This window comes from Ruegeria sp. K7 (genome assembly GCF_056531785.1).
The window spans coordinates 41,555-61,243 of sequence record NZ_JBQFMJ010000017.1; the positions used below are offsets into that span (position 1 = coordinate 41,555).

Annotated in this window: 15 protein-coding genes; 11 read left to right on the forward strand and 4 right to left on the reverse strand. The window is 54.8% G+C overall.

Annotated features, from left to right (window positions below; all coding sequences use genetic code 11):
* Nucleotides 1-44: 44 nt before the first annotated feature.
* From ACR0FE_RS21000 to ACR0FE_RS21025, 6 genes are all read left to right on the forward strand, one after another.
* Nucleotides 45-3,644 carry an adenylate/guanylate cyclase domain-containing protein gene (locus ACR0FE_RS21000; RefSeq protein WP_480915053.1) on the forward strand — a complete coding sequence of 1,200 codons (3,600 nt, stop codon included), beginning with the start codon at nucleotides 45-47 and terminating at the stop codon, nucleotides 3,642-3,644.
* 26 nt (nucleotides 3,645-3,670) lie between these two features.
* Nucleotides 3,671-3,928: a DUF4242 domain-containing protein gene (locus ACR0FE_RS21005; RefSeq protein ID WP_170617216.1), complete on the forward strand. Its 258-nt coding sequence runs from the start codon at nucleotides 3,671-3,673 to the stop codon at nucleotides 3,926-3,928.
* Nucleotides 3,929-4,037: 109 nt separating this feature from the next.
* Nucleotides 4,038-5,453 (forward strand): FAD-binding oxidoreductase, encoded by a 1,416-nt coding sequence (locus ACR0FE_RS21010; RefSeq protein ID WP_480915054.1) that lies wholly within the window; start codon nucleotides 4,038-4,040, stop codon nucleotides 5,451-5,453.
* A gap of 584 nt (nucleotides 5,454-6,037) precedes the next feature.
* Nucleotides 6,038-7,135: an efflux RND transporter periplasmic adaptor subunit gene (locus ACR0FE_RS21015; RefSeq protein WP_480915056.1), complete on the forward strand. Its 1,098-nt coding sequence runs from the start codon at nucleotides 6,038-6,040 to the stop codon at nucleotides 7,133-7,135.
* Nucleotides 7,135-10,227 carry an efflux RND transporter permease subunit gene (locus ACR0FE_RS21020; protein WP_480915058.1) on the forward strand — a complete coding sequence of 1,031 codons (3,093 nt, stop codon included), beginning with the start codon at nucleotides 7,135-7,137 and terminating at the stop codon, nucleotides 10,225-10,227. Before ACR0FE_RS21015 ends, ACR0FE_RS21020 begins: the two co-directional genes overlap by 1 nt.
* Nucleotides 10,228-10,312: 85 nt before the next feature.
* Complete coding sequence (locus tag ACR0FE_RS21025) at nucleotides 10,313-10,483, forward strand: hypothetical protein (RefSeq protein ID WP_170619310.1); 171 nt, start codon at nucleotides 10,313-10,315, stop codon at nucleotides 10,481-10,483.
* 335 nt (nucleotides 10,484-10,818) lie between these two features.
* Here ACR0FE_RS21025 and ACR0FE_RS21030 read toward each other — a convergent pair whose 3' ends face one another.
* Nucleotides 10,819-11,088 (reverse strand): hypothetical protein, encoded by a 270-nt coding sequence (locus tag ACR0FE_RS21030; RefSeq protein ID WP_480915061.1) that lies wholly within the window; start codon nucleotides 11,086-11,088, stop codon nucleotides 10,819-10,821.
* 75 nt (nucleotides 11,089-11,163) lie between these two features.
* Between ACR0FE_RS21030 and ACR0FE_RS21035 the strand changes: the two genes are divergently transcribed.
* The 4 genes from ACR0FE_RS21035 to ACR0FE_RS21050 all read left to right on the forward strand — a co-directional run bounded on the left by ACR0FE_RS21035 (nucleotide 11,164) and on the right by ACR0FE_RS21050 (nucleotide 14,761).
* A complete protein-coding gene (locus ACR0FE_RS21035; protein WP_170617499.1) occupies nucleotides 11,164-11,556 on the forward strand; it encodes a hypothetical protein in 393 nt (130 codons plus the stop codon).
* A gap of 231 nt (nucleotides 11,557-11,787) precedes the next feature.
* The gene (locus ACR0FE_RS21040; protein ID WP_480915063.1) at nucleotides 11,788-12,213 is read left to right on the forward strand and encodes a hypothetical protein; all 426 of its coding nucleotides are present in this window, start codon (nucleotides 11,788-11,790) and stop codon (nucleotides 12,211-12,213) included.
* 291 nt (nucleotides 12,214-12,504) lie between these two features.
* The gene (locus ACR0FE_RS21045; protein WP_170617520.1) at nucleotides 12,505-12,678 is read left to right on the forward strand and encodes a hypothetical protein; all 174 of its coding nucleotides are present in this window, start codon (nucleotides 12,505-12,507) and stop codon (nucleotides 12,676-12,678) included.
* 280 nt (nucleotides 12,679-12,958) lie between these two features.
* Nucleotides 12,959-14,761, forward strand: coding sequence for a GAF domain-containing protein (locus ACR0FE_RS21050; protein WP_480915065.1), 1,803 nt, complete (start codon nucleotides 12,959-12,961; stop codon nucleotides 14,759-14,761).
* A 119-nt stretch (nucleotides 14,762-14,880) separates the two neighbouring features.
* Here the strand turns inward: ACR0FE_RS21050 and ACR0FE_RS21055 are convergent, their stop codons facing one another.
* Nucleotides 14,881-15,552, reverse strand: a complete 672-nt coding sequence (locus ACR0FE_RS21055; protein ID WP_480915067.1) for a deiodinase-like protein — start codon at nucleotides 15,550-15,552, stop codon at nucleotides 14,881-14,883.
* A gap of 196 nt (nucleotides 15,553-15,748) precedes the next feature.
* Here ACR0FE_RS21055 and ACR0FE_RS21060 point away from each other — a divergent pair, with 196 nt between their 5' ends.
* Complete coding sequence (locus tag ACR0FE_RS21060; RefSeq protein ID WP_480915069.1) at nucleotides 15,749-16,162, forward strand: universal stress protein; 414 nt, start codon at nucleotides 15,749-15,751, stop codon at nucleotides 16,160-16,162.
* 84 nt (nucleotides 16,163-16,246) lie between these two features.
* Here ACR0FE_RS21060 and ACR0FE_RS21065 read toward each other — a convergent pair whose 3' ends face one another.
* Complete coding sequence (locus tag ACR0FE_RS21065) at nucleotides 16,247-17,854, reverse strand: BCCT family transporter (protein ID WP_321254719.1); 1,608 nt, start codon at nucleotides 17,852-17,854, stop codon at nucleotides 16,247-16,249.
* 746 nt (nucleotides 17,855-18,600) lie between these two features.
* Nucleotides 18,601-19,563, reverse strand: coding sequence for a PLP-dependent cysteine synthase family protein (locus ACR0FE_RS21070; RefSeq protein ID WP_480915071.1), 963 nt, complete (start codon nucleotides 19,561-19,563; stop codon nucleotides 18,601-18,603).
* Nucleotides 19,564-19,689: the final 126 nt, after the last annotated feature.

A 19,689-nucleotide genomic window follows, 5' to 3' on the forward strand; every position in this document is an offset into this window, starting at 1 on the left:
AGCGTTTTCTTGATTAGCGCCTCATACCTCATCATGATCCAGATATGTCGGTCGAAATTGAAAAGTGGCTAAATGATCTCGGATTGAGTCAGTACGCAGATGCTTTTGCGGAAAACGATATCGATGCGCGCGTTCTGCCATTGTTGACAAGCGACGACCTCAAGGAGCTTGGGGTAAGTCTGGGTCATCGAAAAATCATTCTCGTTGCGGTTCGGGAACTGAGTGGCCAACAGAAATTGCCCACTTCACCCCAGTCAGCGGACGGGCAAGTCGATGAGAAGGATGAGGCATTTGTTTCTGATGAGGCTGAAAGTGGAAGTCCATCGAAAAGAAGATCTACAACACAAACAGCCGCTGAGAGGCGACATTTAACAGTCGTGTTTGCTGATCTGGTTGGCTCGACAGAACTGACCAATCGCCTGGATCCCGAAGACATGCGGGGTCTGTTGCAGAATTACCAGGATGCCGTCGCAGGGGCGGTAAGCCGATATGGCGGCTACGTCGCGAAATATCTGGGCGATGGCCTTCTGGTGTTCTTCGGCTGGCCAACGGCCTATGAAGATCACGCTGTTCGCGCGGTAAAGGCCGGTCTTGAGGCTGTTCGGCGGGTCAAAGAACTTAAAACGCCGGACGGCGAGCGTTTGTCCGTCAGGCTAGGCGTTGCGAGTGGTGATGTGGTGGTCGGCGACACGGTCGGAGAAAACACTTACGAAGAAGGCGCAATGACCGGCCCGATCGTCAATCTTGCGGCTCGGTTGCAGGAATTTGCAGAACCAAACTCAGTCGTCTTGTCTGTTGAAGAGACCGAAGCAGCCTTGCATCAGATTTTTGAGTTCAAATCTCTTGGGCAAACCGAACTCAAGGGGTTCAGAGAACCACGCACTCTGTTGAAAGTAGTTTCGGAGCGCAGCGCGGAGAGCCGTTTTCGCGCTTCACACAGAGATGACGCCGGCAGCGCCATGATTGGCAGGGATTACGAAAAAGGGATCCTTTTGCAGTCGTGGCAACGCGCCAAAAGCGGTCATGGGGAGGTTGTCCTTCTGGCGGGCGAGGCCGGAATTGGAAAATCGCGCCTGACAGAGGAATTCCTTGCAGAAGTCGCCGCAACTGACGAAGCCGATGTGATAAGACTGAACTGTTCCCCTTATCTGACCAGCAGTCCTTTCCACCCGGTTACGCAGCGAATTTCCCAGGACGCGGATGTTGAACCTGACTTTGATGACAATCTGATCCTCGACCATGTCAGGAAGATGCTGGAGGGCAGAAAAGGCTTGGACTGGGAGAAGGTCTTGCCTGTTTTCGCCGCCTTGGTCGCGCCTCGTAGCGCGCTCGCTCGAGAAGTACTTGACTTGACGCCGCAGGAGCAGCGCGACCTAACAATTCAAACCTTGATCCACGCGGTTCAGGTTCGGTCAAACGTGCGTCCGGTTATTCTGTGCGTTGAGGATGCTCATTGGATCGATCCTTCGACGCAGGCCCTGTTGGAGCGTTTCAAAGCGATTTGCACCGATCTTCCCCTGATGATGTTGATAACGCACAGACCGGGCTGGGAAATGGCCCGTGACGATGGAGCCTCGCACGTTCAGACCCTCTTGCTGAGGCGGTTTGATTCAGCTCATGTCTTCAATCTGGTTCGCAATATTACCGGTCAGGATCCGGACGATGCGCTGATCGCCGCAATTGTTGAGAAGACGGATGGCGTGCCCTTGTTCGTCGAGGAACTGACCCGCGCAATCGTCGAAGCCGGAGAGCAGGGACAAATCCACATACCGTCGTCTTTGAAAGGTGCGTTGATGGCGCGGCTCGATGCGGTTTCACCAGAGGCCAAACAAGTCGCGCTTACGGGATCCGTCATTGGTCGAGAGTTTGAGCCGAGCATATTGAGTGCCGCAATGAGCCTAGATGAAGCCGACATCATCAAGCGTCTCGAAGAGCTTTCTCGTACCGGCCTGATCTTTGAAAGCGGGCATAATCGTGGGCATTTCGTTTTCCGACATGCCCTTATTCGCGACACTGCCTATCAATCTATGTTGAGCTCTACCCGAAGACAGCAGCACTCAGGTGTGGCGCGCGCTTTGCTGCAGATGCGATCTGCTGAGATTGAACGCAGACCCGAATTGGTCGCCCGCCATCTTGCAGAGGCCGAAGAATGGCCCGCTGCGTTCGAAAAATGGCGCACTGCGACTGAAATGGCCCTCGGGCGATCCGCTAGTCAAGAGGCGATGGTCAACGCCCGGGAAACACTCAAGGCAGCGGAAAATCTCGGACCTGAGAACAGTGCTGAAACGATCAAGAGCAAAATATTGATCGGTCGCAGCCATGACAGCCTGGGTCAGTTGCCCGAGGGTATAGCGGTCTTGAAAGCTGCTTCGGACGCAGCCCGTGTCATACGTGACGTAGAGCTCGCTGCAGATGCGGCCAACCACTTTGCGGATTCGTGTATGATGTCGAGCGAGAAATACAGCGAGGCAATTGAACTTTGTGACAACGCGCTGAAGGACCTGCCCGACCATGACGAAGTTCGCCGGTGCAGGCTGATGAGCCAACTTGCGCGCGCGCACATGTTTGCTGGCCAGCTTTCCGAGGGTGTGCGTTTTGGCCAGCAATCCATGGAACTGGCCGCGAGACTGGGTGATTACAAATCCCAGTTCTCTGTGATGATGATGCATTTTGGTGCGCCGTTTGTAGCGCGCAAAGGAAGAGAGGCACGCCATTGGCGTGAAAACCTCGATGCCATGCATCGGGTGGCCGAGAACCTGGGAAGTATTGATCAGGGCCGGAATTGGACACTCAGCCTGTTTGTCGGAGCCGAAATGGCCGACCGAGACCTGATGGACAAATCGCTCGAATTGCTGGCGGAGAACTCGGAAAAGGAAAACCATCTGCAGCTCTACTGGGTTCAGAAACACGCACGCGCCATGACTGCAATTATGGACGGTGATTTTGACCAGGCCGAAAAGCATGCAACCGAGGCGGTGCAGATAGGTCGGAAGACCCACGGCGAACACGTTGAAGGTGTCTTCGGTGTTCAGATGTTCACCATCCGCCGCGAACAGAACCGTCTGAACGAGGTCGCGCCGGTGATCAAAAAACTGATGACGGACAGCCCCGAGGATATTTCCTGGAAACCGGGCTTTGGCCTGATCGCGGCAGAGTTGGGATATACAGAACCAGCCGAACGCATTTTGAACGAAATGGCGGAAAATGGCTTCGATCTTCCACCGGATGCCATGTATTCGACCACATTGTCCTATCTTGCCGACATTTGCGTCGCCGTTGAGAACCTTAAGCATGCCAAGACCCTCTTTGACATGCTTGCCCCATACGAAGAGCTGACGGTCACCGCTGGGGCAACCACAGTTTGCACCGGGGCCGCTGCGAGACGCCTTGGCAGTCTGGCTGCGCTGCTGAAGGACTGGGATATTGCCGAAAGGATGTTCGAAAAGGCTATCGAAATAGACACGCACATGAAATGCCCGCCCTGGATTGCGCATAGCAAGGCAGCCTACGCATCCGCGCTGCGGCGCCGGGGTAGCGCGAGTGATCTGAAGCTGGCGTTTCAACTGGAAGGGGAAGCGTTGGCAATTTCGCAGAAATTGAGTATGGTTTCCTTAAGGTCAAAGCTCGAAGGAACAGCCAGTTAAGGCCATACCATGCTTGGGGGAGCATCATGCCAAGGTACATCATAGAAAGACAATTCGCCGAGCAACTGAACGTCACCGACGATGACAAAATCCACATCAAGCAGATCAATGACGAGGTCGGCGTCGAGTGGATTTTCTCGTTCCTGAGCGCAGACAAGCGCAAAACATACTGCCTGTATGAAGCCCCTGATGAGGAGAGCCTCAGAAAGGCGGCCGAGCGCCTGAACATTCCTGCCGATGTCATAACACCTGTGGATCAGATCGATCCGGGCATATTCGCCTGACCGTCAGCCGGTCTTTTACCTGAAAGAACGTAGCTCCTTCGTGAAGGGCTTCATAAGTACATGAGGCAGCCGTGCTAGAAGCCTGACCTGACAATGGGGAGGCCTAAGCATGTATGACCTGAAAACACTCGACGGAAGCACAGCAACTGTGGATCAGGAAGCACTGGACGCGCTGGATGCCTCACTTCGTGGCGGTGTCTACCGGCAGGGAACTTCGGAATATGAAAACGCAAGGACGACCTGGAACAGTATGTTCGAGCGTTATCCCGGGTTCGTAATCCGCGCCATGGGGGCGAGCGATGTCCAGAAGGCAGTGAACTTTGTCAGAGACGCAGGCCTCATGATGTCGGTCCGGTCCGGCGGGCATCAGATTGCAGGTCATGCTGTTGCGGACGAGACCGTAATGCTCGATCTGTCCCAGATGCGGTCTGTACACGTGGATCCGGTCAACAAGATTGCGCGGGTTGCGCCAGGTGCACTGCTTGGCGACGTGGATCGCGAAACTCAGGCTCATGGGCTTGCCGTTCCCGTTGGCATCAACTCGACCACGGGTATCGCAGGTCTGACCTTGGGCGGTGGCTTTGGATGGACCACCCGGAAATTCGGCATGACTATCGACAACCTGCTTTCGGCAGAAGTCGTGACCGCAGACGGCGCGATTGTAACGGCCTCTTCCACGAGCCACCCAGAGCTTTTCTGGGCCATCCGCGGTGGGGGTGGAAATTTCGGGGTTGTGACTTCCTTCGAGTTCCAGTTGCACGACCTCGGACCCGATGTTCTGTCAGGCCTGATCGTACATCCGATCGAAAAAGCGTCGGAGCTTCTTGCCCAATTTGCGGCCATTGCAGACAATTCCCCTGATGAACTGACCGTCTGGAGCGTGATGCGCAAAGCACCGCCTCTGCCTTTCCTGCCGGAGGAATGGCATGGGCGGGAAGTGCTGATCTTTGCGGCTTGCTATAGTGGACCGATGGGCGAGGGTGAAAAGGCGATGTCACCCTTACGTGCGCTCGGCGAACCGATTGCCGATGTCATATCACCGCACAAGTTCGTGGACTGGCAAGCCGCCTTTGACCCCTTGTTGACGCCCGGGGCCCGGAACTATTGGAAAAGCCATGATTTCGATGCGCTATCCTCGGATGCGATAGCGGGTCTGCTGGAGGCAATTTCCAGCCTTCCCGACCCGGCGTGCGAAGTCTTCATTGCCCATGTAGGTGGCGCAATGGCCCGCGTTGAATCCAGCGCGACAGCGTATCCGGAAAGATCGGCACATTTCATCATGAACGTTCACACGCGCTGGGAAGACCCCAGCAAGGACGGAGAATGCATTGAATGGGCGCGCAGGCTTTATGAGCAGATGCGACCACATTCGACTGGCAGCGCGTATGTGAACTTCATGCCAGAGGACGAAGCGGATCATATGACTTGCGCGTACGGCGCGCATGGGGAGAAGCTAACAAAGATCAAAGGCAACTATGATCCAAATAATCTGTTCAGGATCAATCACAACATCTTGCCCGGGTGAGGCCATGCCGTGCTTGCAAGGTCGGGCTGAGTAGAGACCCGTAACCTGATTTGGTACCGCACAAATGCTCACTTGGGTGTGCCAAAAGCCCGCAGGGAGCTCTTGATTGCCGTCTTGAGGGTCCATACGAATCCGGTTTCGGAATCAACCGAATGAGGCGGCGAAGAGAGAACTGTGCATTGCATATCTGCCGGTCTTGCTGATCGAAGCGTTCCGCCAGCTTCACCATAACCGGCCCTCGTTTCCCGACCTGAGCAGCGCGCATGTGATCAATAAGGTAGTGCGCCCGCCGCTCTCATTCTCGGGGGGCTAAACTACACACTGGGTCTAAATAGCCATTGCAGGCTGTCCAGACCTTTGGATGACACTTATCCGCTTTTCTCTGAACGAGCATATCCGACGACGCCAATTCGGTTTTGGATAGATGCGTACAGATTTCTTTTTGATACTTCCTCGACAAATTCCGATTTTTGACTTTGTTTCATAAGCGCGTACAATTCCAACAGCTTTTAGCGTTAGATTTTCAAGTTGGCCCGCCTTCACGAAGACGACGGTAGGAAAAGCGGCCAGCACGGGAGGGGGAAATGAAGAGATTTTCTGTTTGGTTGTTTGCCCTCCTGTCGCTTACGGGGTGCTGGGAGAAGGAAGAGGAAACAGCCGAAACGGTCGTCCGTCCCGTCAGAGCAACCGAGATTTCCGATCTGTCCAGTTTGCATGACCGGTATTTTGTTGGAACAGCCAGAGCCGCGCGCGAGGTGTCCCTGGCATTTCGCGTCCCGGGCAACGTGGTCGGAGTGGACGTTCAGGTTGGCGACCTGGTGGCCAAGGGCGACGTTGTCGCAGCCTTGGACCCGGCCCCATACCAGGCCGAGGTCGATCGGCTTTCAGCAGAACTTGAGAGCGCGCAGGCGACGTTCGAGAACGCCAAGCTTCAAACGGACCGGCAACGTTCATTGGTTGAAAAAGACGTTGCTGCGCAAGCGACACTTGATCGCTTTGTCGCGGGTGAAACATCAGCCCAGGCAGCAATCAATTCTGTGCAAAGTGCGCTGGACAGGGCCACCTTGGATCTGACCTATACAAGCCTGGCTGCGCCATTCGATGGGCGTGTGGTCGCAAAATACATCGAGGATTTTGAAGAGGTCGCGGCACAAAGCCCGGTTCTGCGCATTCTGGATGCGGAGCACATCGAAGTGGTGATCGATATCCCCGAACGATACATCGCCCTGATCCCGCATATCGAGGACATAACCGTTACTTTTGACGCTTTAGGGGACGTGATCCTGCCAGCCGAGATCAGTGAGATTGGTTCTGAAGCTTCTGCAACCACCCGAACCTTCCCCGTCACGCTGATTATGGAGCAACCAGAAGACTCGCTTGTTCTTCCGGGCATGGCAGGGCGTGTCAGCGGTCAGCCAAAAGAAGGGCACGAGCCATTTGACGCGATCACGGTTCCTGCCAGCGCGGTTTTTGTGCCCGAAGGGGAAACCGACCCTCATGTCTGGGTGTTTGACGCAACCTCGGAAACCGTGACCGCACGAAAGGTTGCGCTTGGCACACCCCGGTCGCAAGGGGTCGCCGTCAGCGAAGGACTGGAGTTCGGCGACGTGGTCGTTACGGCCGGCGCGAACTCTTTGCGAGAGGGCCAGAAGGTGTCGCTGCTTTCTGAGGATCCGGAATAATGGGCCTTGCCGCATTCGCAGTCCGCAACGCCAAGTTTGTTTGGTTTACGGTCGTCATGCTTACGTTGGGCGGCATTTCGGCGTTCTTCAGTCTTGGCCAGTTGGAAGACCCCGAATTCACCATCAAGACCGCGGTTGTAACCACCCCCTATCCCGGTGCCAGCCCTGAAGAAGTTGAGCAGGAGGTCACCGAACGGATTGAACTCAAGCTTCAAGAGATCAAGGAAATCGACTACATCTCGAGCGAAAGCCGGGCCGGCATTTCGACCATCAAGGTCGAGATCCGTCCGAATTACTGGTCCGATGAACTTCCCCAGATCTGGGACACGCTGCGCCGCAAAGTCAGGGACGTGGAAACAGACCTGCCCCCTGGCGCAGGCCGTCCTGCTATCAACGACGATTTCGGTGATGTCTTCGGGCTTCTGCTGGCCATGACATCTGATGGGTTTGCCGCCCAGGAACTCGACCGGTTTGCCGAAGACTTCAAGCGAGAACTCTCATTGATCGACGGTGTCGGACGCGTCGATCTGTGGGGAGAGCGCGACAGGGTCATCTATCTGGAAACACGGGAAGAAACTTTGGCTGCGCTGGGCGTATCGGCTCAGACCATTCTCAGCACCTTGCAGACGCAGAACGCGATTGTGGATGCGGGGCGGGTGAACATTGGCGACTACCGCATGCGGATTGCGCCAAGCGGTACATTCACCAGCCCGACGGACATTGCAGATCTGGTGGTGCGGCCAAGCGGTCTGGATCAGGTTCAAAGCGGCCAACGTCGGGGCCCGGAACTGCTCCGGCTGGGTGAAGTTGTCGAGGTCAAGGAAGGTTACGCTGATCCACCGACCACCATGATGCGCTATAACGGTCTTCCGTCCATTGGATTGGCGATATCCTTCCAGTCAGGTGTCAACGTCGTCAGCGTGGGAGAAGCTGTAGATGCGAGAGTGTCTGAACTGATCGCGGCCCTGCCTGTGGGCATCGAGGTTGAGCGGGTTCATTGGCAGTCCGACGACGTGAATCTGGCAGTCAGTAGTTTCCTGATCAGCCTCGGACAGGCCGTCGCGATTGTCTTGGTCGTTTTGACCTTGGCGATGGGTGTTCGGATGGGCATCATCATCGGCAGCGGGTTGATCTTGACGATACTCGCCACCTTCATTCCGCTGGCGATGCTGGGCATAGATCTTCAGCGCATGTCCTTGGGCGCGCTGATCATTGCGCTGGGCATGATGGTCGACAACTCAATCGTCGTGGCGGATGGCGCAATGGTTCGGATGTCGCAAGGCATGGATCGCGCGAAAGCCGCAATCGACGCCGCAACGCGCCCCGCCATGTCCCTGCTTGGGGCCACGTTCGTCGCCGTGATGGCCTTCTACCCGATCTTTGCATCTGTCGAGAGCGCGGGAGAGTACTGCCGAACACTTTTCTCGGTTGTCGGGATTGCGCTGCTGGTCAGTTGGCTGTTGTCCATGACGGTCACGCCACTGCAGTGTGTTGCCATGCTGCCCGAGCCAAAGGGCGGAGCCAGCGAGACTTTTGACACCGGTCTCTACGCCGTTTACCGCCGTTTTCTGGCCGCCGCGATCCGGGTTCGCTACCTGACGATCGGTGTAGCCCTGGGTGCTTTGGTTGTCGCAGGCGTGGGCTTTGGTTCGGTCACACAACTGTTTTTCCCAACCTCTTCGATGACCAAGTACATGATCGATTATTACGCGCCCGAGGGAACGCGGATTGAAGCCGTGTCAGAAGCCATCAAACGCATCGAAGAGCAGGTGGAAATGGATGACCGCGTGACTGGTATCGCAAGTTTTATCGGGGCAGGCCCGCCGCGTTTCTACTTGCCCGTCGATCCCGAAGGGACCAATCCGTCCTACGCGCAAGTCATCGTGAACGTCCAGGATTACCGGGACATTCCCGAGATGACCAAAGCCATTTCGCTGTGGATGTCCGAGAATATGCCCGAGGCAACCTCGTTCACGCGCCAGTTTGGTGTGGGCCCCAGCAATACCTGGGCGTTTGAAAACCGTATCATCGGCCCGGCAGATGCCGATCCCGAAACCCTGCGCGAAATTGGCGACCGGGCTGTTGCGATATTGGATCAGCATCAATGGACGAAGGTGGCGCGCACCGATTGGCGCAACAGGGTCCTGAAGACCGTGCCTGACTATGACCAGGACCGGGCACGATGGACGGGCATCACGTATGAAGACCTTGGCAACACGACGAAACGCGCGTTTGACGGCCGTTCGGTTGGCCTCTACCGCGAGGGCGATGAGTTGCTGCCGATCATCGTCCGGCCCGGCGCGGAAGATGTGGCCGCCGTGGACAACTTTGAACTTCTGCAACTGCAGTCTCCGTTTTCAGTGGAACCGGTCCCGTTGGCCCAGGTCGTGCGCGGCGTGAATATCCAGCCGGAAGACCCAACGATCAATCGCCGCGACCGGCGCCGAGTTCTCACCGTTCAGGCCAACCCCATCGACAGCGTTACCCTGCCAAGCTATCGCGCCGCAGTTATCGCCGATTTTGACGCGTTGCAGGCCGACTTGCCGCAAGGCTACAGCATGGAGTGGGGCGGAGAGTACGAGGACACGGTATCTGCTCAGGCGTCCCTGATCCCCGGAATGATACCCGCGTTTTCGATCATGGCTCTTATCGTTGTTGGCCTGTTCAACTCGTATCGCAGACCGCTGGTCATTTTTCTGACCGTGCCTTTTGTGCTGATAGGCATCGTCCCCAGCTTGCTTCTCACGAACACACCCTTCGGGTTTGTGGCGTTGCTCGGCGGCATGAGCCTGGCTGGCATGATGATCAAGAATGCGATTGTTCTGATCGATCAGATCAACGACAACTTGGCTGAAGGTCAACCGGGATACGACGCCGTTTTGAATGCCGGCGCCTCAAGACTGCGCCCCGTCGTATTGGCCGCGGCAACCACGGTTCTGGGTGTCATACCACTGCTGCCGGACGTGTTTTGGGTGGGTCTTGCTGTCACGATCATGGGCGGATTGACGGTGGGCACGATGCTCACAATGATCCTCGTCCCGGTTTTGTTCGCCACGCTGAATGGTATCCGACAATCACCACAGGCCGTTTAACATGGCCTTTCGAACCACGGTCGGATCAGTTTTTTCCGAGTGAGATAGATGGTTGCGCAATTGATTTAGCGTTTGGGGGGATAAGGTGGACAATACAATACTGTATTTCTTGGTGGGAATATTCGTAGTTGGCCTGCTTTCGATGGGATATTTTGCCAAGGGCAGCGGAGCACTTTGGGTCATCGCAATACTGGTCGGCGTATTGCTTGCAATGGTCGCATTCTTTGGAGGCTACTTTGGTGAAGCACCAAAGTGAATCTTGAAGGCCTGAGATTTGCCATAACCATCACGCTCACTGTCGTTCGGCCAACATCAGCACGAATGAGACAGTTTGGGGTGTTTTGATTAAGGCAGGTTTACGGCTCATCGTAACCGCCAAGGAGTGAAGATAAAAAAGAAACCCCGAAACCACTGGGCCAGAAACGGGAGCATTTCCTTGAGGGTTCCGCCCCAAGAGCCTGCTGTCGTTCGATGTTCCGATGACCTGGCTGGAGTGGCAGGATATTTTTCAACATATTGAAATATATTAAAATAAATGGAAAAAGCTCAATGGGCGATTTTTGGGGATCGGTTTGAATTCAGTCATGTGTCTCACTTTTTGCTCTTGATTGTTTTGGCGTTTGGGGACTCGTCGGCCATACGAATTTTGCGCTCTGGGCAGGAGCCGGATGTTCGCTGCATTGGCAAAAGACCGACGGGCCGGGGAACAAGCGAACTTTGATCAAAAAGCCTTTTAGGATCCTGCCAGCTCCGCTCTCGCAATAAGGTGCCGGGTGATGTTGTCGACCGGCTGTTGGTTCCGGATGGGAAGATCTGGAAGCCCAAAAAAAAGAAACTGGCCGCACTCAATAAATCTGACATGGCATCGGGGGAACATTTTTGGTCAAATGGCTGCCGAAGGTTCCGTTCCCTGGGAAGAATAAATAACTTGCCGATATGAAAAACTTAATTTCCCGTGGCATATCGAAGGCCCTTGGCCGTGGCAGAACACAGCCGCTTGAAAAGCCAGAGGCTATTCCGCCGGGAACTAAAAGTATTCAAATGCCGCGGGAACAATCCAAAATCTTGTCGCGCTGTCTGTCGATTGATCTGGAGGTTGATCCCAAGGAAGCCAAGTTGTTCGCCTTTGCAGCCGTGCTGGAAGGCGATGGAGAGGGGATCGTTCATCGGAAAGGTGACCTGAAAGCCGCGCTTGAAAAGCTCGACCTGTTTTGCGCCGGTTTCGCACATGTTATTGGGCACAATATTCTGCGCCACGACTTGCCGCATCTTATGGGGGGTTCCGGGAACGCTTGCGTCTGCTGTTTGGCTAAGATGCTCGCTTCGTGACGGTCTTGACCATCCATGTCTTAGCCAAGCGGTTGGTTGGCGCGAGTTTCGCCCGACGGGTAGCTGCCGATGAACTTGATTTCGAGACGCTTCTGACCGACAATTACCGCTCGTCGAAGAACGTGATCAGCGCAGCGAACGCCGTGATCGGAGGATCCCGGGAACGTATGAAAACAGGCCATGGGATTACCGTCGACCAATCACGGCAAAAGGACCCGCCCCGGGGGTATCATGGAAAGCCTCGACCCGGTTGCGCAGGGGCGGGTCCAAATCCTTGGCTGCCCGGCCGGAAACGACGCTCAGGCCCTTTCGGCGGTCAACGAGATGATCCGCCTGTCAAAACTGATCCCAGATTGGAGCTGGAAGGGGACGGCAATCATTTCTCGTGATTGGCGCAAGCTTCTGCCGGTCTGCGACTTTGCCGAGGCGCATGGAATTCCCGTCGAAATGGCGAACGAAAACTTGCCGAGTGTGTGGCGTACCCGTGAGATGCGGAGATTCATCGGCGGCCTAGGTTTTCAGAAGATACTGTACATAAAGAAGCAGAGCGATTGTCGTTCCCGCTGCTGCAATGTTGAATGTGACTTCCCACCCTGTCATTTGGGTGCTCCCTTAATTGATAAGTTTCTCTTCTCTCCCGGCGCAGTAACGATTTAGGACCGAGCGGGTTTTAATCGGTCCGATACTCCGTCGGGTTTTCGCGAGCCGATACGGTGACCGATCGGTTTGCAGCTTGACCAGAGCGTAGGGGCGAGAGTTTGTGTTCCATTCGACCCGCAAGTGGTTCATCGCCCAGTGCGAGCGAACGGGTTTTCCTGAGCACTTCAAGGCCTCTCTGGTTGGGCACAAATCGGCACGGTCGGAGAACGGGATCACCTACGGGATTTACTCGGCTGGGATCCTTGATGAGCAGCGTCGGTCGATCGTCGATCAGATACGGCTCCCGATATGAGTTTCCCGGACATCGACGCGTTCGAGGAGCGAGCAGCGATTGCCGAATACGACGGCGGGTGCACCCGTAAGGCAGCGGAAGATCTGGCAGCTCGGGCTCAGGGGTTCCGGGATGCTGAAGCCTACTGGCAGTGGTTAGCCCACAATGTCGTTAATCGCAGACCACCCTGAAATCCAAACCTCGGCGGCCCTTAGCGGGTTGCCGGCGGATCTCTGCTTTACTTTCTTTTTCCAAGGATGACGTTGGTCGTAGGTGGCGGAATGAAGGCTGTGCGGACAAAACTGCCGGTCATTACGTCGCATGAATTGCTTCCCACAATACGAGTAGATGCTAACGCTCGTGTCGAAAATGTAATTTTGCTCAGCCAGATGTGCTCAAGTACACAGTCTGGAATGCGAAAGCCTGCGCGGCTAAGATTGAATTAAGTACATCGCAACCAAAGGCGCGACAGTGATTAATTCGCCTCAGAACACAGATCGCCATGGGTCGCAAAAACAGCTTGCGCGTGCACGTGAGCGTGAGCGTGCGATGCGGGCAATCCTTCAGGTCATTTCACGGTCCCGTGACGACGAAAAACCTGTTTTTGATGTGATTCTTGAAAGCGCGGCACGATTGTGTAATGCGCCATTTGCATGTCTGTTTCTGGCCAATGATGAGCGCACCTGTTTGACAATCCCCGCCTATCACGGCGCCCGGTCACAATTCGTTGAGCTGATCAATGCCAATCCGTTGCCAATGGACCCGGAACAATCACTGACGGTACAGGCGATGATTGCTCGCGAACCGCTGCAGATCGCCGATGCACGAGACCAAATTTACGATGCCGGTCAACCGCACCGGGTTCACGCGGTTGAAGTTGAGGGCATACGCACACTTCTTACCGTTCCGCTGTTAACACCGGATTCTTCGCTAGGGGTTTTGTTTCTCTACCGTCGGGAAGTGTTGCCCTTCACAGAAGATGAAATCGCCTTGGTGCAAACCTTCGCTGCACAAGCCGTTATCGCCATTCAGAACGTGCGGCAGTTCCGCGAGCTGCAGGCTAGGCTAGAGCGTGAAGTGGCGACGCGGGATATTCTGGAAGTCATCAGCCAGAATCGGGACGATGATGGCCCAGTGTTCGATCTGATCACGCGGAACGCGGCGATACTATGTGGTGCGCCGGTGTGCACTTTGTGGCGCGTCGAGAATGGCATTATCCACTACTGCGCCAGCTATGGCGTCCGCGGCGAAGCCCTCGTCGAGACGGAACTGACGCCAGCAGAACCGCTTGCCGACAATACTTTGACGGGCCGGGTTTTCCGCTCTCGAGCGGTCGCCCGGATCGACGATGCTACTGACGAAAGCTATCTTGATTACGAATGGGTCCGGGCGCGGGGCCTGAAGTATCTGGTAGGTGTACCTATCTTTGTCCGCGGCGAAGTGTGGGGCAGCATAAACCTCATGTGGCCGCCCGACCGCCTCCCGCGTGACTCGGATACCCAACTGGTCGAAGGCTTCGCTTCCCAGGCCGCCATCGCCATCGAGAACGTGCGCCAGTTCAGGGCGCTGGAGGCGCTCAATGCCGAATTGGGCGATCGGGTGCAAGCTCAGGTGGGCGAGATCGAGCGCATGGGGCGCCTAAAGCGGTTCCTGCCGGCGGCGGTTGCAGATACCGTCATTTCGTCGGGATCTGAGAAGTTGCTGGCGAGCCATCGGGCGCTTCTGGGCGCGCTGTTCTGCGACATCCGGGGCTTCACCGCCTTTTGCGAGACGGCGGAGCCGGAGGAGACCATCGAGGTTCTCCAAACCTATCACGAAGAGATGGGACAGCTGATCAACGCCCACGAGGCGGGAGTTGATCTGCGGATGGGGGATGGCATAATGGTGCTGTTCAACGATCCGCTGCCCTGTGACGACCCCGCAGGCGAGGCGGCGCGGCTGGCGATTGCCATGCGCGCGCGGATGGTGGATCTTTGCATGCGATGGAAGCGATTGGGTCACCGGCTGGGTTTCGGTGTGGCTGTCTCCCTTGGGTATGCGAACATTGGGATCGTGGGGTTTGAGGGGCGGTTCGACTACACGGCTTCTGGCACACCTATCAACCTAGCGTCGCGTCTTTGCGACGAGGCAGAGGATGGAGAGATCCTTCTAAGTCCGCGGGCGGCCATCGCGCTCGAGGATCGGTTCCTCGTGGAATCGCGTGGGGAGTTAACGCTGAAAGGCATCCGGGAGCCAATGGAAGTGTTTCGGCTGACCGGCATAGCTGAGGCTTAGTCAATGAGTGCTTAGGGCTCAGGCCAGTCGTTCGCGGTATCTGGTATTGATGGCCGCTTTAGTGGACAAAACCGCCATTAGCTGCATAGCGGCATCGGATTGCCAATTGGTCGAAACCGCTACGGGCTTGTTGTGGCGCTTCTTAACGCTTTTGCCCAATCCTCTAGATGGCTATCGTGATATGGGCCTTGCTCGGATTTGAAGGTCACGACACCCTTAGCGTCGAGAATATACAAGCGCTCTGGTGCGCCAGCGTAATCGTCATTTATCCGATTGTCTGGCCAATCTAGGACAACTTGGCTGTGAAAGCTGAAGGCCCTTCGCCAATCATGGGCCACCTTGGCACGCTCATTCATATTTGTTGGTTGAGCGTACATAATTTTGTCGGCACGGTTGGAGTTTGTGTTCAATCCGTCTGTCGGATGCGCTTCCAGCGTGTAAACGAAAACGAACTGAACCGAGTTTTCAAATTCGCCAATTAACTGCTTCATGCGCTCGGATTGACGACGAAATATGGGACACGTGTAGCTCCCGAAAATCAACGAGACAGGCGCATCGCGAAGATCGGATAGCTTCAGTAAGTCGGATGAAACGTCTCCATCCTCACATAATACGTGCGCCAAGAAGTCTGGAGCCGGTTCACCTAAGTTGGCCTTGCATCTCGTTTCTGACGCTGCCGCTTTGTCGAGATAGTCAAGAAAATCCGCCTTACTAAAACTCATCGCATCTTCGAATTCATCATCGGACATACCGTCCATCTGATCACGCATACTGAATGCAATTTTGCTCACTGTTCTTCCTCCGCCACACCAAATTTACCACGAGTGGCCAAGAAGTCTGAAGCGATCATTCGCAGCGTGTCGCTCGAACGACAGCTACGCGGACAAAGCGGCTGCTGTGTATTGGAAGCGGTCACTCTTGACGGTCCACCTAGCAAAGTCATTGTCTAACACTTACTGACTGAATGCGTGAGACGGGACAGTGAAGATGCCACTTGATACGAATTTAATCCTATGCCCGATAAATCTTCGTCACGTGAGGCTGGATTACAGCGCCTACGAAGAAGCAATCGCAATGGCTAAACGCCGAGAAGCGCGGCTTCTCGTGGTGACAGTTGCGCCAGAAATGGAGCGAAACTTGAACATTCGCGACTCTGTTGGATATTGGAGCGAGCAACTGAAGAAGTTTGTTGAAGATCACCCAGCAGAAGGCGTCGAACTTGAAACCATTTTCCGGACCGGAGCGGTGCATCGCCAGATCGTGAAACTCGCGGATGAACGCAACGTCGACATGATCGTAATGGAGGCGGCCAATCCAAAAATCCAAGACTACCTGTTGGGTACAACCGCCAGTCATGTCGTTACGCACGCTAGGTGCTCTGTTTTTGTTGTACGTAACTAGCCGTTCCAAAATGGCCAAGTACCGCAGTTTGATGTAGTGGCTCCCCTATCTCAATGGGAAGCCACAACTGCTCTCGACTGCTTCTCAGAGCTTCTTGTATTCAGATCGCAAGGCCAACCACAGGCAGTAGCACATGATGAGTATCACCAGTGTAAACGGAATCCCCATGGACACGGCGGCTCCCTGAAGGGCGTTCAACCCACCTCCGAGGAGCAGTGCAATTGCAACAAGGCCTTCAAGAGTACACCACCATACGCGCTGAACGACAGGCGCATCCAACTTGCCACCTGCGGTGATTGTATCGATCACCAGTGAACCAGAGTCGGACGAGGTGACAAAGAAGATCACAATCAACACCAGCGAGATCGGCGCAATGATGTTGTACAGCGGCAGTTCCTTGAGGAAACCGAACAAAGCGCCCTCCGGAGCATAACTGTCGATGACAGTGGCTTTGACTCCTTCAGCACCACCTGCATTCAGCATGTCGATGGCCGCACCTCCGAAAGTGGACATCCACAACGCACAAACAGCTGTTGGTGCAATCAGGGCACAGAGTACAAACTCACGCACGGTGCGACCCCGGGAAATCCGTGCAATGAACATGCCGACGAAAGGCGACCAAGCAATCCACCACGCCCAATAAAATGTTGTCCAGCCGTGGAAAAAGCTCGTATCTTCCCGCCCGAACGGATTGGAAAGCGCAGGCAGCAATGTGACATAGTCCACCATGACTGAAACGTAGCGCGCGATTGCGGCAGAAATTCCGGTCATAGCGATCACAAAAATAAAGAGCCCGACGGCCATTATCATATTTATCTCAGACAGTCTTTTTACGCCCGCGTCCATGCCCAAGAGGACGGAGCCAAGAGCGATAAGCGTGATGGCAACGATAATGATAACGGTCAGCGTCGGGGACGGTGAGATGCCAAACACCTCGTTCAGACCTGCAGCAACCTGTTGAGCACCCAGGCCCAATGACGTCGTAAGGCCGAAAAGTGTCGCAAAGACCGCCAGCGTGTCGATGAGATGTCCCCAAAAGCCCCAGACACGTTCTCCAAGCAGCGGAAAAAAAGCCGACCGGAGCGTGAGTGGCAAGTTCAGGTTGTAAGCGAATATCGCAAGCGCCAATCCCACTGCAGCATATACAGCCCAGCCTTCGAGACCCCAGTGATGTATCGTCCCGACGACACCAATATACTCATTGCCCGGTTGACTAATGTCGATGTTTAGAGGCCGTGCATTCCCGTCTTCCGAAAAGTTGTAATATACTGGCTCCAAAACACCAAAGAACAGGAGGCCGATCCCGATCCCTGCCGCAAACATCATTGCGATCCAACCCGCATATGAGTAGTCGGGTTTCGCATCCTTTCCGCCAATTCTGACTTTTCCGACAGGCAGGACAATAAGCGCCAGGCAGAACAATGTGATCGCATTTACCGACAACACCAGAAACCAGTCAAAGGTACTGGTCAGCCATGGCCGGAGCCAGCCGAAGAATGCAGCGGCAGCTTCCTGATTGGCCAAAGCCACGATCACGAAACCCAGGATCAGCAAACCAGAGACAATGAAGACGGGGTTGTGGATATCCAACCCGAGCGGCCTGATGTTGTCTTGTCCGAGTTCATACTCAGTCTCGAAGTCCCAGACACGTGGGTCCGGGTCGAGCATCTTTTTGGGACTTGAATCTGACATTTTGCCTCCCACAGCGCTGTTTCATAAGGTTTATCGTTGCACGGCATGCGACGATCTGTCCAACGCTGAGTTGGAGGGAGCTGCAACAGGAAACGGCGCATCAAGTCCCAGGACAGCAAAGTCACGAAACAAAAAACAGTCAAATCAACTTCGATAGCTAAACAATTTCAACAGGGTAACTTTGCCGCGTAGCAACACAGTTAGTGCCAATAGGGCCACAACCCACACGACTTAATGACTCTGTATTCTGAAGTCTGTCGTAGCCATCTCGGCTAAACTGCAGAACCGTTAGGTCAAGTTCACCCCTGTCTAAAAGCATCGCGGAACTCGCAGTTGGCTCAGCTTCCTTGGATAGCGCAACCGTCAAGTGGGCAGAATTAACGCGTTTAGATTGCTTTCGCTTTAGCACCGGTACCACAATTCAATCTGCTGTCCTGTGATATCCGCATTAGGCTGATATTGCTGAAAAACTCCAGTTTTGGCCAAAACCGGTGAAAAATTACCCATTGACAGGCGGTTGGTTTATTTTAGCCAGGGGGTCGGCCGAAGCAATGGTTCCGCGATGTGAGAGGCTGTCATGGCCTGCTTTGGGCAAGTGGTGTCAGCATTGCTGACGGGATGGAAATCGGCGAAAAAGCGAGTGGGCCGAATTCTCGAGTTTTTCAACAATATTGGCTCAATTCGGTCATTCGCAGTATCTTCGTGAGCGTCTACTTCGCGGACGCACCCTACGCCAAAGGGCAGTTCTACGTGAAAAGATCAGTAGAAAGGTACTTCAATCCGGAGTCGCAAATGATCACGGAAACGGTCTGGCCTTTGTGAGGGCCTTTTAGCAGCTCGACAGCACCCGCCACGTTGGCGCCGGCAGAAAACCCAGCGAAAATGCCTTCTAAGCGCGCCAGATTGCGACAAGTCTGACGCGCCGTGTTGCCATCAATTTGAAGAAACCCATCCCACACGAACCCTCGAAGGAAATCGAGATCATCCATAACATACCCACCTCCCTGAATGGGATGTTCGGGGCTTGTCACTTCCTGACCGGCGATAACAGCAGCGCCTTCGGGCTCAATGGGATAGCATTTGATCTCTGAATTTCGCGATCGCAGGTACTTGGAAGTCCCAGACAAAGTGCCACCCGATCCGACAAAATCACAGAATGCATCGATGTTGCCGCCGGACTGTTCCCAAAGTTCTGGGCCAGTCGTATGTTCATGGGCACTCGGATTACCTTCTCGTTGGAATTGGTCAGCTCGAAATGCGTTGCGTTCAATCGTCAGTTTTGTAGCCACGCGATCAACCTCTGCGAGGTCAGCGCCGGATACTTCCCCGGGGCGACTTCCCGGCATTTGATCTACCAACACGACTTCGGCGCCAAGAGCCTGCATCATTTGTGCGCGCTCAGGCGAGTTGCCTTTGGACATGACAGCAACGAATGGGTAGCCTTTGATACTGCAGATGATGGCAAGGCCGGTGCCCATATTGCCACTTGTCAGCTCAACGATTGTCTGCCCATGCTCTAACGTGCCATTGGCCTCAGCTGCTTCAATGACCCCAAGCGCCGCGCGGTCTTTTTTGGAGAATCCGGGGTTCAAGTAATCGAGCTTGGCTAAAATTTTTCCCTCGCAACCATAGTGCTTTACCAGCCGATCAAGAGACACCAAAGGTGTGTTTCCAATCGCTCCGAGAATGGAACAAAATGTACCAGTCATTATAAGAGTCCCAACTCTGTTTCGAAGCGAACTTTGGTAGACACTGCAGAGTTTTGCAACTTGGGCGCCTGGTGCTCAGCCACCAAAAAGTAACGTAAGGCTGCTCTGTAGGCGACACAACCTATC